Origin of the sequence: Erysipelatoclostridium sp. AM42-17 (assembly GCF_003480255.1) — a bacterium.
Lineage (GTDB): Bacteria > Bacillota_I > Bacilli_A > Erysipelotrichales > Coprobacillaceae > Faecalibacillus.
The window spans coordinates 35838-50775 of sequence record NZ_QUIN01000006.1 but is presented as its reverse complement, the minus strand read 5'-3'; the positions used below and the strand labels follow the sequence as shown (position 1 = coordinate 50775).

Below are 14938 nucleotides of genomic sequence, written 5' to 3'. Positions count from 1 at the left end.
TTTATTAATAAATCACTTTATTAACCTCATTGAGTACGCTACATATGTAGTCCATACTCTTGCGTGTTAACGGTCGCATGCCGTAGCCACCTACTTTAAGTTCAGCGCTCCACTCAAGGATGAGTTCAATAATCATCAAACGATTCTTTCCACCAGCCAGAACCTCTCTTTGCTTCAACGTATTATTTACTAGTTCCTATCGAAGTATTTGTTTTATTGATTGACTATTATGTTAGTCTTTTTTCTTGATAAAGTCAACCCTTTTAACTAAGAAATTGTGTTAATTTTTGCACAATCTTTAGTAGCATCCAAATTCATTTATTAATATTTAGGATTACCATAAAATTATCTATCAAACGCTAAAAGAATAACACGATCTAATAATTCACTATAACTAATACCAAAATCATTCATTAATTGAGGATACATAGAAATCTTAGTAAATCCAGGTAAAGTATTAATTTCATTTAAATAAATTTGATTTGTTTTCTTATCTAAAAAGAAATCTACCCTTGATAAACCATGTCCATCTACAGCTTTAAATACTTTCAAAGCATAGTCTCTAATTTTTTCCTGGATATTTTGATCTACTAAAGCTGGAATACATGTCTTACTTTCAGCATCTTCATATTTTGATTCAAAAGTATAGAATTCTCCATGAGGCATAATTTGTCCAACACGAGAAACAATTGGATCATCGTTACCTAATACTGCTGTTTCAAGTTCAATACAATCTACACATTCTTCAACAACAATATGACGATCATATTTTGCAGCGTCTAATAATTTGCTCATTAAATCGGCTTGTTTATCTACACGATAGCATCCTACACTCGAACCTGAGCGGCTTGCTTTAATAAAGCATGGAAAACCAAGTTCTTCTTTAATTGTTGTTTCAACATCTTTAATTTCATTAAATTGATGATCAACAACCACTAAATCACCATCATATCTCTTTTTAATATATAAAGATTTAACTTGAGGAATCCCTACAGTTTCTAAAATCTTTTTAGTATAAATCTTATCCATTGATACAGCTGAAGCTAAAACACGACATCCTACATAAGGAAGATTTGCTAATTCAAATAAACCTTGAATTGTTCCATCTTCACCATAAGCTCCATGTAAAACAGGAAAAGCAACATCTTGTTGTTTTAATAAATCAAATACTTGATCAATCTTTGTTGCACGATCCAACCAACTATCTTGACTTAAATCAGGAATATCTAAAGGTAATTGATACCAAGTTCCATCTTTATCAATTCCCACTAAAGTCACATCATATTTATCTTTATTTAAATTATTTAATACTGAAGTACAAGACATACGTGAAACAATATGTTCACTTGATTGTCCCCCACAAATAACAATTAATTTTTGTTTCATCTTATTCTCCTTTTCATTTCACTTGAATTATACTCTTAAACCATCAACATTCAATCATTAATGATATAATTCCAACCAATCATCTACAAATGACGTATCTTGATAGTAACGTAAAACATGATAAACATACTTACTATCTCCATATACACTCACATTTTTTTCTTGTTTACACTTATTAGAAAAATCTATTGCATTTTGATATGTATACTTACCACCATGAAGATTAACATAGTATATATATCCAACCCCATAATTATATCCTTGTAAAGCTAAATAAATTTTATTTTTATCATCTAGCGATGTTACTTTGGCCTTCTTTAAACATTTAGCAAAATATTTAACTCCCACTTGAATTGAATACTCTGGTTCTGTAATCGCATTAGGCTTCTTTTCATACTGTTGGTTAAATTCACACTCACTAGATTGCATAGGATCAAGACCATTACCCCCTGATTCTTGCATCATCATGGCTTCTAATAAAGTTACATACTCTTCAATTTGATTTTGTTTAGCATATTTTGTCAGTGTATCATGATACGCTGATACTTCAGAAGAAACTAAATCATTTTCTACTTTTAAATGTTCTTCAATTAACTGATAAAAAGAAAAAGCAAATAAACCTAACAAACAAATAATAAGAATAAAGAAGGGTTGTTTTTTTAAACGCAGTTTTTTCTTTTTCATGATTATCCCTTCATCAAGGCATCAACAATTTCTTTTAAATGCATACCATGACTTCCTTTTAATAAAACAATATCTTTTTCTTCTAGTTCTTCCTTTAAAAAAGCAAGTAATGCTTCATTATCATCAAAACAATAAACTTCCTTCATACCTTGTTTTAATGCTTCTTCTCCAATATAATGGGCTTCTTTCCCTACACAAGCTAGAACATCAATATGATGATCAACAACACTCTTACCAACTTGACGATGTAAAGATTCACTATAATCACCTAATTCTAACATATCTGCAAGAACTGCAATTTTTCTTCTTTGATAACGTGATAACACGGCAAGGCTAGAAATCATGGAGTCAACATTAGCGTTATAAGTCCCATCAATTAAAGTCACCCCATGATCAATATTAATCACATCCATACGATTTTTAGTTAACACAAAATCTGCAAGTCCTTTTTGTATCGCTGCTACATCAATATCTAAAGCTCTTCCTATCGCTATGGCAATCAACGCATTACTGACATTATGTTCACCTTGAACATTTAAATGAAAATGTTCTAATTGACCGTCAATCATCACATCAAAATCACTATCATTTTCATTTAAAACAACATTTTTTAGACAATATTGATCTTCATCTTGATGTCCACAGCGAATCACATTCATATTTTCTAATGATACTGTATGCAACATATCATTATCATCATTAATAACTAAAGAACTCCCCTCTTTCATTCCATCAACAATCTCTAATTTTGCTTTTAAAATATTTTCTCTACTTCCAAGTTCTCCAATATGAGCTGTACCAACATTCGTAATACAAGCAATATCAGGTCTAGCAATATAAGATAAACGAGACATTTCTTTTAAATGATTCATTCCCATTTCTAAAACCATCACTTCTTCATTTACATAACGAAGAATAGTAAGCGGTAAACCTATTTCATTATTATAATTTCCTTCTGTTTTTAAAGTGTGATATTTTTGTTTAATCACACTGTAAATCATATCTCTTGTACTTGTTTTTCCAACACTTCCAGTCACCCCAACAACTTTAACTGGTCGATGTTCTCTTAAATATATAGCCATATCCTTTAAAGCCTGCATCGTATCTTGAACACGAATTACAATTTTGTCTGGATAACTTACATCTTTATGACTAATAATCGCATCAGCCCCAGTATCAAAGGCACTTTCAATAAAATCATGACCATCAAAGCGTTCTCCTTTTAAGGGAATATACATGCCACCTTGTGCCATTTGACGACTATCTTGGCTAAAGAAAGTAATATCCTGGTTTATATTTCCCGACACTAATGTTCCTTTTGTTGCTTCTACTATTTCATATACATACATCTTGATTCTCCTTTAAAAATCTCTTGCATCATCAAATTTATTCACCGCTTGAGATTGTTTTAATTCTTTAATTGTTCCTTTTTCATCCACTAATAAAGTCATAGTTTTATTGTCTTGATAACTATCAATGATGATATCTTGTCCAATAACTTCCAATGATGTCACCATGCCTTTATAAAATGTAGTTTGTTTATGACTATCTAACGATAATCTTTGAATTCCTTGATTATTAACAAACAATAAATCATCTTGATAAATTTGAACCAGTGAACCTGTCTTTACTAACTGTTTAACTTGATGATCTTTCTTTGATATTTGAATAATACCGTCACCTGTAGCAACAAATAATTGGTTTTGATTCATTGTGAGAGTTTCACATTCTTCTTGATCATAAATAGTTTGACTATTTTGTCCGTCTAAATCCATCACTTTTAAAGTATTCTTTTTATCAACTGGTGATAAATAATATAATTTTTGATTCTTTTCATCAATCATTAAATCATAAGATACTTCATTATTTAATTTATGATCTTCTTCACTCTTTAAGTCATAACAATAAATACTTTCGTTATCTTGATCTTTTTGATAGTACAATTTATCTTGATAAATAACCGGATAATAAATCTTTTCTTGAATCAATTTCTTCTCTTTTGTTTTTAAATTATAACAATAATAATTATAATCTTGATCACAATAATATAATTCTTGATCAACTAACGTTAAATACCCCTCACAATCATCTAAAACTAATTCTTTATTTTCTAAATGATGATCTAAGCGATATAATGATTGATTCATGACATAATATAAATAATTTTTATCTTTAGCAACATGTCCACCATATTGATTATTACAATAATAACTTTCTCTTGAATAATTTCCTTTTAAAGTTATTCCTGTTTGATTAGACACACGTAAGGGATGACTTTGCATATAAGTCACTAATCCTAAAGCAAGAAAAATACATAATAGTGAAACAATCCAAACTTTAGGCTTTTTCCAATACCCAGCATAAGGATCAACTTGCTTAGAAACCACCTCTTGTTTTGTTTTACACAATGGGCATATCGTTGCATCTTTTGCGATAGCAACCCCACAGTGTATACAAGATTTGTATTTTTGAATCTTTTGACCACAATTTGGACAAAAGACCATATCCTCTTTTAATTCACATTGACAATTTGAACATTTCATACGACCACTCCTAGCGTCTCCATTTTACCATAACCATCATCTAAAAAGAATGGTCAAATGTAATGACTAAGTCAGTATATAAAATATAATTCCTCTTTTTTATTCATTATTACCAATATTAGTCATAAAAATAAGGAAATTATACATTGTTTGGATAATAAACCAAATAATTATCTTTTTTATTAAACCCCAGTTTTACATACATTTCCATGCCTTCATTTGAACTGTTCAAACATATCATGCCAACATCTCTTTGATAATGACTTATTAAATAATGAATCATATATCGACCTATTCCTTGATGTCGATATGATTTTTCTACCCATACATTGGTAATTTGACCAACTTTTCCCATCATATTTTCATTGCTTGGTAGAATGTGATAATAATAAATTGTTGCCGTAGCCATAATTTTATTTAAATGATAACCTACCAGCGTATGACATTCACCATTTTCAATTTTATGACTATAAAAGTTTTTAATATTTTCTATTGTTTCTTGACTTATCTTCTTATTGGAATACATATTTAGATCTTTTATTCTCAGTTGAACCAATAAATCTAGATGATCATTATTTAATAATTTATAAGTGATTTGATCTTTCATATTTATATCTTCTTTCATATATTTTCTATGATTTAATTTTAACACATTGCAACTTGTTTCTTTCTATAATCATTTTTGTATCGAAATTAAATCAACAAAATATATTATTCAATAAAAACATGAGTTTAATTGACCTTATCATGAATAGTTGATATAATCTTTTTGCAAAGAAAGTATACCGCTGACCAATATGCGGAATATAAATGGTTGGGGTGTAAGTGTAAGTTCTTCACTCAAAGTGAAGGACTTTTTTATATTCAAAAGGAGAATTCAATATGATTAAATCTGGTTTTTATATAATAAAAGATAGTTTCTTTGAAAAAATGTCTGATCCTTATCTCAAAGGGAATAAAAAACAAAATAGACCTCATTACTATTGTTTAAAAGAAGAAGATAATGAAATATATTGGATGATTCCTTTATCAAGTAAAATTCACAAGTATAAAAAAATCATTAATTTGAAAGAAAAAGAAGGAAAAAAATGTGATATTCTTCATATCACTATGCTAGACAATGATAAAGAAAGTGTTTTTCTTATTCAAGATATGTTTCCTATTACTGAAAAATATATAGAACGCAAGTATACAATAGCAGGGAATCATTTGATTTTATAAAGTGAGCATCAAATAAGAATAATTGATAAAAAGGCAAAAAGAGTAAAAAACATGTTAATGCGAGGTGTTAAATTCATGCCAACACAAGTCGATGTCATAAAAATATATAACACATTAAAAAAGGAACAAAGTCATCACTTTGTTCCTTAATCATCTTCTTTTTCTGTATAGTTTACGTCAATAATATCATCGCTTCCTGAACGATAAGCTTCTCCTGATTGATAAGCTCTTTTCTTTTCTTCAGCTTGTCTTTCAAATTCTCTGTTATATTCATCCATCTCTTTTTGATAAAAATGACGTTTAATCATTGAATAAATAAACAAGATAGCAACAATAATCCATGTAATTGGACTAAACAATAAATGGAATATTAAACTTAATACAATAACTATTACAGCTACAATTAAAATAACTTCATATAATGGCATTATTCGTCCTCCTTAAAATCAAATAACTCTTTTATACTTACTTGTAATCCTTTTGCTAATTTTTCTATTGCCTGTAATGATATATTTCTCGTTCCTCGTTCAACATCAGAAATATAATTTTTTGATAAACCACACCGAAAGGATAATTCTTCTTGGGAAATATTCTGGTTATTTCTTATATCTTTAAGACGTTGACCAAACTTTACTTCCACTTTCATTATTCATTCTCCATTTTTAATAACTTTTGGGCTTCATCACTGATCTTTTTAAAACGATGATGCAATCCTGATTTACTAATTGTTTGTCCCGTTTCTTGAAAGTAGACATCACATAATTCATTTAAAGATAAATCCGGATGTGCTCTACGAATTAAAGCTACCGATCTTGTTTTTTCGTCTAGCATATCAATACCCATAAACATATCTACAATATTAATATCTTCTAATTGTTTATTTGATGAAGCCATTGTTTTGACTTCATTAGCTATATCACAATTATTCCAACGATTCACTGTATTAGACATATTACGATCAATTCTTGTACTTTCAAAAGTAAGCACGGACTGGCTGGCACCAATTGCTCTTAGAAAATCACCTATTTTTTCTGATGATTTTAAATAAACAACATACTTATTTCTTCTTTTTATCATTTTGGCATTTAAATCAAAATGATTCATTAAATCTTTAATATAAGTTGCATATTCTTCTTCATTAACAGACATTTCTAAATGATAATTTGAAGTTTCAGGATTATTCACCGATCCACTTGATAAAAAGACTCCTGCAAGAAAAGCTCTTTGACAACATTCTTTAGAAAGAATCTTTTGACTAGGAATAAGATGAAAACCTAAACCATTCATTAATCCTAAATCATCCAATATTTCTCTTGCTTTCGTTACTTTTAATTTATAAACATTATTTTTTTGTAACTTCATTTTACGAGAAACCATGAATTCAATACTAGGATGATACAGTTCTTTTAACATTTTATGAACTTTTGATGCAATTTTAGCATTTTCTGTTCTAATCGTAAGCAATAAGCCTTGATTTGATAAAGATAAATTCCCATTAATTTTAATTATAGAACTTAATAACGCCTTTTGACAGCATTCATCAAAATCATTAAAAACCACTTCTTCTTTAACTTGTCTAGCAAAAGAAACTTTCATTAATGATCAGCATCTCGATGCAAACGATGAACTTGATAGATTTGGCTATAATGATCAGCAAAATAATTAGTTAAACTTACTGAACGGTGTTGTCCACCGGTACAACCAATTCCGATAATTAAATGCATCTTTCCTTCTTTTTCATATTCAGCTAATAAATAATCTAGTAAATCTAGCATTTTTGTGATAAAGACTTGGGTTTCTGGTTTATCAATAACATAATCATAAACTGCTTTATCATTACCTGTAAGTGGTCTTAATTCTTCTATATAAAATGGATTTGGTAAAAATCTTACATCAAATAATAAATCTGCATCTTTAGGAACCCCATATTTATATCCAAATGATACAAAACTAATACGGAAAGGATCTACAGACTTTTGATTAAAATAATTTTCAATCGTATTTTGTAATTTAGCTTTTTTTAATTTAGTAGTATCAATAGTAAAGTTAGCTAATCTCATGATTGGATTAGCAATCTTACGTTCAAATTCTATAGCTTCCATTAAACTAGATGCTTTATTTCCAATTAAAATAGGATGACATCTTCTTGTTTCCTTATATCTTTTTAAGATAACTTCATCATCACAATCTAAAAAAACAACTGATAAATGAATCCAATCCACATTTGATAAAATGCGAATAGCCTTTGTAGCATCATCAAGACTAACAGCCATTGCCGTCTTTTGATACTTGGCACATTGTTGAATCATTTCAGCAAATTCAGTTAAAAGTGCTACTGGATAATTATCTATACAACGATAAGCCATATTTTCAAATACAGCCATTGCAGTTGTCTTCCCTGCTCCTGACATTCCTGTCACAATCACAATTTCATTTTGATCCATGATTTCACACCCTTTCTTCACACCTATTCTATCAAAAAACTATATATTTTAAAAACAAAACTTATTTTTATTTTCATCACATTTTTATTTTTGTTATAATAAATAAAAAAGGTGGTATCAATCATGAAAATAGCAATTATATACGATAGTCTTACTGGTAATACCAAGATGTTAGCTCAACATATTGAAATGACTTGTCAAAATGAAGAAATCGTTTATATCGGGAAGCCAAAAGAAATCCAAGCTGATTTATATTTTATTGGTAGTTGGACAGATAAAGGAAATTGTAGTGAATCTATTCAACAGTATGTAAAAACCTTAGATAATAAAAAAATTGTCTATTTTGCAACATGCGGTTTTGGGGGTTCACAAACATATTTTGACCAATTAAAACAACGTTTTAAACAAATACTTCCTGCTTCTACTACCCTTGTTGACTGTTTTATTTGTCAAGGAAAGATGCCAGAATCTGTTAAACAACGTTATCTTTCATTATTAAAAAAGAATCCTGATAATCAACAATTACAACTCGCATTAAATAACTTTGAACAAGCTTTATCACATCCTGATCAACAAGACTTAAACAATCTACAAAATCTTACATTACAAATTATTCATCAAGTAAAAAATCCACAGTAGTGGATTTTTTATTTATTACATATTTGCATAGCCACGCCATCTTCCATAATTTTGAAACCAAATTTTTGATAAAATAAAGCATTTTTACTTTCTTCTGGCATGACTTCTATATATAAATAATCTTTATATTTTTCTTTTACCATTTCGATCATTTTTCCAGCAATTCCCTGTCCTTGGTAATCAGGATGAACTAACACATAATGAATATATGCCATCATTGCACTATCATCTAAAACTCGAACTAAACCTACTAAACGTGCTTGATCCCCTACTGTAATAACTGTTGATGAATGCATTAATGCTTTATATAAACGTTTTGGATAATTACCTGACAGCCAATTAATAGATAAAAATAAATCTTGAACTTGTTTTTCGTTAAATATCTTTTCTTCTGTATATTTCATAACTTCCCCTTTATTTATAATCACATCTTTGACATTGTATCATTGTATGTTCATTGTCTTCTTTATAAAAAGCTCCAGCCCATTTACAAATACTTTGTAATATTGGTACAACTGATTTTCCATAATCAGTCAACGAATATTCTACTCTTGGTGGAATTTCATCATAAGATTTTCTTAATACAATTTGATTTTGAATTAATTGTTTTAAAGTTGAAGCCAAAACAGCATCTGTAATATTGCCCATTTCTTTACGAATTTGACTATAGCGTAAAGTCCCAGTTGTTGCTAGAACACAAATAATTCGTGAATTCCATTTACCCCCAAAGATTTCTAACCCATATTCTAATGGACAACGAATATCTCTTTCCAATTTTTTTTGATACATTATGTCTCTCCCTTTTCTTTGTTTATTATATTTAATCCTCTTTTTTCTACAAGTTACTATGAAATTTAATAGTTACTTATAAATTTGCTTATATCTTATCAACTCATAGCCACTTTTCTATAATAAGTATAGATTAAAGGAGGAAATAAAAATGAAAGTTAAAGCATACTTACAAATCACAATGTATATTGAGGAAGAAAAGCGACCTGATGCCGCAAAGGTTTATCAAGATTACCGTGAACCTTTCTTAAAAACAATTAAAGGAGCGCTTACTAAAGACCTATTAATTCGTCAAGAAGATATCCAAGTATTGCATGGCTTTGATAGCGTAGAAAACGCTCAAGCATCCTTATCAAGTGAATTGTTTAAAAATGATGTCTTTGTTGGATTACAACCATTATGGTCAAAAGATCCTGAAGTTAAAATTTATACTGTCGCATAAATAAATAATCACACTACATTGTAGTGTGATTATTTTTAATTTTCTTTACCTAATAATTGTAAGATATCTAAGAAGATGTTAACGAAATCTAGATATAATGTAAATGCACCATAAATACTAAGTTTAGTAAGCATTTCATTGTTGGATTGCGCTTGATAATAAAATTGAATTGCTTTTTGCATATCATAAGCCGTAATTCCTGCAAATAACACTAAAGAGATAAGTGGTAATAGTAAAGAACTTATACCTAAATTAAATATCATCGCAATAATACTAAAAATAACATAAACAAATAAACCTGTATAACAGATTGTTCCAATCTTTGTTAGATCTTTTTTTAACACTGTTCCAACAATAACTAATACTCCAAAATAAATAGCTGCTACTAAGAAAGCTAATGTTACTGACATTGCAGTATAACAACTAATAACAATCGAAAAAGTCATTCCGGTAAGAACAGAATAAGCGATATATAAAAACTTCATCGTCGATGCTTTCATTGAAAGTAAGTGTCTAGCAATTCTTACTGCCACAAACAATTGTAAAACAATCGCAATTAAAGGAATTAATCCAGCATCATATACAAATGATGTTCTTTCTAAACCAAATGCTGTTAGAAAAGTAATCGCTACACCTAAAACCATCCATTTAAAAATATTATTAACATAATGTTGGATAGAAATAGATTGATCTTCTACATATTCATAAGTATCATTCATCTTCATTTCCTTCTTTCTTTAAATTTGAAATATATTGTCCAGCAATTGCTCCATCATTAACCGCTGTTACAACTTGTCTTAATGTCTTTTCTCTTACATCTCCCGCAGCAAAGATTCCTTTTACTTTTGTTTCCATATGTTCATCAGTAGGAATATAGCCTTGTTCATTCGTAATTTTTAAATCATCTACAAAATCAGTAATTGGATCTAATCCAATAAAAGGAAAAATACCTGTTACCTTTAACTGTTCTTTTTCTAAAGTTTCATTATTTTGAATAACTAATCCAGCAACTTTTTTATTTTCCTGTAATATTTGAAAAGGACTATGCTTCAGATGTACTTTTATTTTATCATCTTTTAAAACTCTATCAACAATAATTTGATCCGCTCTAAAAACATCTCTTCTTACAATCAAATGAACTTGCTTACAGATCGTAGCCAAATATAATGATTCTTCTAATGCTGAATTACCACCACCAATAACCGCTACTTCTTCATCTTTAAAGAAAGGTCCATCACAAACAGCACAATAAGAAATTCCTCTTCCTGTTAGTTCTTCTTCATGCTCAAGATTCATCTTTCTTTCCTTTGTTCCTGATGCTATCAAAACATACTTTGTCTGATAAGTTTCATCATGACATTTCACTTCTTTATAACTTCCATAATCAATGACTTTTTCTACAATTCCATATGTTTGTTTTCCACCAAAGCTTAATGCTTGTTCATACATTTGGTAAGCCAGCTGTGGTCCGGCGACACACTCTTGTCCAGGATAATTTTCAATCTGTGCCGAAACATTCAATTTTCCACCTGGTGCTCCTTGGTCTAATACAAGTACTTCTAAACCAGCCCGACTAGCATATAAACATGCAGCTAATCCAGCAGGTCCAGCGCCAATAATAACTAAATCTAACATTGTTCATCCTCCTTTATATAAGGTATAATTTCTTTCATTTGATCAATCAATAAATCCGGATTTAATTGTGCCATCGCATCATATCCTTTAGGTGACCACTTTACACCTATTGTTTTGACACCTGCTCGTTTTCCAGCTTCAATATCGGTTGTATTATCCCCAATATAATAAGCTTTATTAACTTTTAATAATTCCATTGCTTTTAAAATACCTTCGGGATCCGGTTTTTCATGTTTTACACGATCACGACCAATAACGACATCAATGTAATCATCTAAATGAAAGAGTTGAATCCCTACGTCTGCTGATTCTTTCATCTTTGTTGTTACGATAGCTAATGGATAACCCTCATTTTTTAATTGTTTAAGTGTATCCATCACGGTAGGATAAGGATAAACAAAATCTTCATGATGAGTTAAATTATATTCTTGATAGCATTGAATAGCTTCATCAACCTTATTTTCTGGTAAATACTTAGAAAAAGTCTTTTTTAAAGAAGGTCCTAAAAATGATAATATTTCTTCTTCACTTAAAGTATAATCAGGCATCATTTTAGCGAATACACGAATAAATGATTCTCTAATTAATTCATCTGTATATAATAATGTTCCATCTAAATCAAATATAACTGCTGGTTTCATACAATCTCCTTTTTTTGTAGTATAGCATAATGAATGTTTGATGAAAAATATTATGCTTAATCTTGATAATCATGAATAACATATTCATCTTGCATTAATAAATAATCTTGTTTTTTATGTCTTATCATTTTACATATAATAGAAAACAAGAAAAATAAACTGATAAGACATAACCATAATTGATAACTTTGTTGGTAATGATAATATATGTATCCTAATAAACAAGTCACTACCAAAGATATCAACAAATAATATAATGGTAAGGGTTTTAAAACCAACTTTGATTTTTTTAATAACATATAAAGTGTTTCTTCATCCCATAGTTCAACATGAATATTTTTTGCTAGTTCTTTAGCTGCCGGCGTAAATACATAATTTGTAAAAACAACAGGAACATCACATTGATAATAATCACACCCACTTTTAGCCTCTTGTACTGCTTTAATACCAACCGGTTTAAGATATCTTTTACATTGAATTGCATATGTTACCTGTTTTTTACAGGCAAAAACATCTATACCGTAATCTCCTTGACTTTGACTGACTTTAACATGTTTAAACCCATTTTTTTCTAGGAGCCTTTTAGTAAAATACTCAAACTCATGACCGTCCATATGATGTATTTTATTTAAATCATATTGATTAAAAAAGATATTTTTAATCACTGTAAAAAAACAAGAAATGATTAATTTCATCATACGAAAAGGCAATAATAAAATTGTATATAAAATATATTTCATACTCGCTCCTTAATAAAAGGTTGCTTATGCAACCTTTGCTTTTACTCCATATTTTTTACACCAAAGAAAACCAATTACACCAATAATAATAAATGCGATTGATGTTAACTGTGCCATCTTTAATCCCATAAAGAATAAACTATCTGTTCTTAATGATTCTACAAAAAAGCGAATCACCCCATACCAAATAAAGTAACTAAAAAATTGTTCTCCCTGCTTAGTTTGAAACTTTCTAATCACAAAATAAATCAATAAAAAACCAATCACATTTAACACAGATTCATATAAAAAAGTAGGATGATGGTAAACACCATCAATACACATATTAGAAATAATAAAATGAGGTAAATGTAATGATTTTAAAAACGCTAAACTTACACTTGATCCATAGGCTTCTTGATTAAAGAAATTACCCCATCTGCCACAAGCTTGAGCAATTAATACCCCCGGCATAATGGCATCTCCGGCAAGCAAAAAGGGAATATTGTGCTTTTTAAAATACCAATAACTAAATATCAAGCCTGCTATGATCCCACCTTGGATAGCAAGACCTCCTTGGTTAATTTGAAATATTAATGATAAATCTTGGGCATAGATTTCATTCCACATAAAGATCACATACCAGATTCTAGCACCAATAATACCTATAATAAGGACACCAAAGAAATAATCAGATAGAATATCTTTATGATATCCCATCTTTTTAAAATGATGTTGTCCAAGACCATAGGCAATAAAAGCACCTATTAAAATACAAACAGCATACATTTGAATAGTCCATGAACCTAATTGTAGAAATGTTTTAGGATTAGGAAAAAATTTCATAATTACTCCTTACTATTTTTATCAATATTCTTTAAAATACGATCAACAAATTCTTTACTTGAGTCAATACCATTATCACGTAAACGCATATTCATTACTGCCGTTTCAATAATAACAGCCATACTACGTCCACTTGATACAGGAACAACAACCTTAGGAATCTTAACACCTAAAATATCTTCTACTGCCTCATTTTCTTCAACCCCTACACGTGTATATTCACGAGAAGGAACCCAACGATCTAATTGAATAATCAAATCTACATTATCTCTTTCTAAGACAGAACTAATACCAAACATCTTAGAAACATCAATAACACCAATACCACGAATTTCTAATAAACTCTTTAATACTTCTGGCGCTTTACCTACAATACGTTGACCAATTAAATATAATTCAACAGCATCATCAGCAATCAATAAATGTCCTCTTTTAACTAATTCTAAGGCAATTTCTGATTTACCAATACCACTATCTCCCTTGATAATAACACCTTTACCATAAATATTTAAGAATACTCCATGCATTAATGTTTCTTTAGCTAATTGTTCTTCTAATTCATTAATTAAATTATTTGATACTCTACCTGTAGGAAGTTGTGAAATAAAGATTGGAAAGTTCTTAGCAGCAGCAATATCTTTTAAAATTGCTGGACATTCTAATCCTTTACAAATAACAATACATGGTACTAAATCATTTATTAAGGCAGGGAAAATTTCTTTTTGACGTTCGTCACTCATTTCATTAATGAATGCTATTTCCTTTTCTCCAAAGATAATAATACGTCTAAAATCACTATGTTTAAAGAAACCTGCTAATTCAAAACCTGGTCGATTGACTTCACTTACAAGAACTAATCTTTCTAGTGATTCTTCATTTCCTGTAATTTGTACATAATCTTCACTTTTATTAAATAATCTTTTTACTGTTGTTGACTTCATATTTTCCC

The 14938-nt window shown here is 29.3% G+C and carries 20 protein-coding genes and 1 other annotated feature (1 of these 21 running past the window's edge); of the genes, 3 read left to right on the top strand and 17 right to left on the bottom strand.

All coding sequences use genetic code 11. The annotated features are described in order from the left end of the window. Positions 1 to 212: a binding site (T-box leader), on the bottom strand; it reaches 41 nt to the left of the window's first position. A 133-nt stretch (positions 213 to 345) separates the two neighbouring features. The 5 genes from DW911_RS03875 to DW911_RS03855 all read right to left on the bottom strand — a co-directional run bounded on the left by DW911_RS03875 (position 346) and on the right by DW911_RS03855 (position 5220). Continuing rightward, positions 346 to 1386, bottom strand: a complete 1041-nt coding sequence (locus tag DW911_RS03875; protein WP_118432764.1) for a D-alanine--D-alanine ligase family protein — start codon at positions 1384 to 1386, stop codon at positions 346 to 348. Positions 1387 to 1443: 57 nt separating this feature from the next. Then, a complete protein-coding gene (locus DW911_RS03870) occupies positions 1444 to 2070 on the bottom strand; it encodes a lysozyme family protein (RefSeq protein ID WP_118432765.1) in 627 nt (208 codons plus the stop codon). Positions 2071 to 2072: 2 nt separating this feature from the next. Then, on the bottom strand, positions 2073 to 3419 hold the full coding sequence (locus DW911_RS03865) for a UDP-N-acetylmuramoyl-tripeptide--D-alanyl-D-alanine ligase (RefSeq protein WP_118432766.1): 1347 nt from the start codon (positions 3417 to 3419) through the stop codon (positions 2073 to 2075). Positions 3420 to 3431: 12 nt separating this feature from the next. Beyond that, entirely contained in the window at positions 3432 to 4613 is a 1182-nt protein-coding gene (locus DW911_RS03860; RefSeq protein WP_118432767.1) for a DUF5050 domain-containing protein, read from the bottom strand. 139 nt (positions 4614 to 4752) lie between these two features. After that, positions 4753 to 5220, bottom strand: a complete 468-nt coding sequence (locus DW911_RS03855; protein ID WP_158568189.1) for a GNAT family N-acetyltransferase — start codon at positions 5218 to 5220, stop codon at positions 4753 to 4755. A 275-nt stretch (positions 5221 to 5495) separates the two neighbouring features. Between DW911_RS03855 and cptIN the strand changes: the two genes are divergently transcribed. After that, the gene (gene cptIN / locus DW911_RS03850) at positions 5496 to 5834 is read left to right on the top strand and encodes a type III toxin-antitoxin system CptIN family toxin (RefSeq protein ID WP_199669447.1); all 339 of its coding nucleotides are present in this window, start codon (positions 5496 to 5498) and stop codon (positions 5832 to 5834) included. 146 nt (positions 5835 to 5980) lie between these two features. Here cptIN and DW911_RS03845 read toward each other — a convergent pair whose 3' ends face one another. From DW911_RS03845 to rapZ, 4 genes are read right to left on the bottom strand one after another with little or no spacing between them, the layout of a single operon-like run. Beyond that, positions 5981 to 6262, bottom strand: a complete 282-nt coding sequence (locus tag DW911_RS03845; RefSeq protein WP_118607492.1) for a hypothetical protein — start codon at positions 6260 to 6262, stop codon at positions 5981 to 5983. Next, positions 6262 to 6480: a helix-turn-helix domain-containing protein gene (locus DW911_RS03840; RefSeq protein ID WP_199589114.1), complete on the bottom strand. Its 219-nt coding sequence runs from the start codon at positions 6478 to 6480 to the stop codon at positions 6262 to 6264. Before DW911_RS03840 ends, DW911_RS03845 begins: the two co-directional genes overlap by 1 nt. Further along, the gene (whiA, locus tag DW911_RS03835) at positions 6480 to 7430 is read right to left on the bottom strand and encodes a DNA-binding protein WhiA (RefSeq protein ID WP_118432771.1); all 951 of its coding nucleotides are present in this window, start codon (positions 7428 to 7430) and stop codon (positions 6480 to 6482) included. Before whiA ends, DW911_RS03840 begins: the two co-directional genes overlap by 1 nt. Continuing rightward, a complete protein-coding gene (gene rapZ, locus DW911_RS03830) occupies positions 7430 to 8278 on the bottom strand; it encodes an RNase adapter RapZ (protein ID WP_118432772.1) in 849 nt (282 codons plus the stop codon). Before rapZ ends, whiA begins: the two co-directional genes overlap by 1 nt. 123 nt (positions 8279 to 8401) lie before the next feature. On the opposite strand from rapZ, the gene bilS reads away from it, so the two are divergent. Further along, a complete protein-coding gene (bilS, locus tag DW911_RS03825; RefSeq protein WP_118607491.1) occupies positions 8402 to 8917 on the top strand; it encodes a flavodoxin family protein BilS in 516 nt (171 codons plus the stop codon). Positions 8918 to 8925: 8 nt separating this feature from the next. Here bilS and DW911_RS03820 read toward each other — a convergent pair whose 3' ends face one another. Both DW911_RS03820 and DW911_RS03815 read right to left on the bottom strand, forming a co-directional pair. After that, on the bottom strand, positions 8926 to 9321 hold the full coding sequence (locus DW911_RS03820; RefSeq protein ID WP_118607490.1) for a GNAT family N-acetyltransferase: 396 nt from the start codon (positions 9319 to 9321) through the stop codon (positions 8926 to 8928). A gap of 10 nt (positions 9322 to 9331) precedes the next feature. After that, positions 9332 to 9706: a winged helix-turn-helix transcriptional regulator gene (locus tag DW911_RS03815; RefSeq protein ID WP_118432774.1), complete on the bottom strand. Its 375-nt coding sequence runs from the start codon at positions 9704 to 9706 to the stop codon at positions 9332 to 9334. 151 nt (positions 9707 to 9857) lie between these two features. Between DW911_RS03815 and DW911_RS03810 the strand changes: the two genes are divergently transcribed. Beyond that, the gene (locus tag DW911_RS03810) at positions 9858 to 10148 is read left to right on the top strand and encodes a hypothetical protein (protein ID WP_118607489.1); all 291 of its coding nucleotides are present in this window, start codon (positions 9858 to 9860) and stop codon (positions 10146 to 10148) included. A 35-nt stretch (positions 10149 to 10183) separates the two neighbouring features. Here the strand turns inward: DW911_RS03810 and DW911_RS03805 are convergent, their stop codons facing one another. From DW911_RS03805 to hprK, 6 genes are read right to left on the bottom strand one after another with little or no spacing between them, the layout of a single operon-like run. Then, complete coding sequence (locus tag DW911_RS03805) at positions 10184 to 10867, bottom strand: Bax inhibitor-1/YccA family protein (protein WP_158575435.1); 684 nt, start codon at positions 10865 to 10867, stop codon at positions 10184 to 10186. Continuing rightward, positions 10860 to 11783 (bottom strand): thioredoxin-disulfide reductase, encoded by a 924-nt coding sequence (trxB, locus tag DW911_RS03800; RefSeq protein WP_118432777.1) that lies wholly within the window; start codon positions 11781 to 11783, stop codon positions 10860 to 10862. The genes DW911_RS03805 and trxB overlap by 8 nt, the downstream gene beginning before the upstream one ends. After that, positions 11777 to 12424, bottom strand: coding sequence for a pyrophosphatase PpaX (gene ppaX, locus DW911_RS03795; protein WP_118607487.1), 648 nt, complete (start codon positions 12422 to 12424; stop codon positions 11777 to 11779). The genes trxB and ppaX overlap by 7 nt, the downstream gene beginning before the upstream one ends. A 56-nt stretch (positions 12425 to 12480) precedes the next feature. After that, positions 12481 to 13164: a restriction endonuclease gene (locus tag DW911_RS03790; protein WP_118607486.1), complete on the bottom strand. Its 684-nt coding sequence runs from the start codon at positions 13162 to 13164 to the stop codon at positions 12481 to 12483. A 24-nt stretch (positions 13165 to 13188) separates the two neighbouring features. Further along, positions 13189 to 13989 carry a prolipoprotein diacylglyceryl transferase gene (gene lgt / locus DW911_RS03785; protein WP_118432780.1) on the bottom strand — a complete coding sequence of 267 codons (801 nt, stop codon included), beginning with the start codon at positions 13987 to 13989 and terminating at the stop codon, positions 13189 to 13191. 2 nt (positions 13990 to 13991) lie between these two features. Beyond that, a complete protein-coding gene (gene hprK / locus DW911_RS03780; protein ID WP_118432781.1) occupies positions 13992 to 14930 on the bottom strand; it encodes an HPr(Ser) kinase/phosphatase in 939 nt (312 codons plus the stop codon). Positions 14931 to 14938 lie beyond the last annotated feature (8 nt).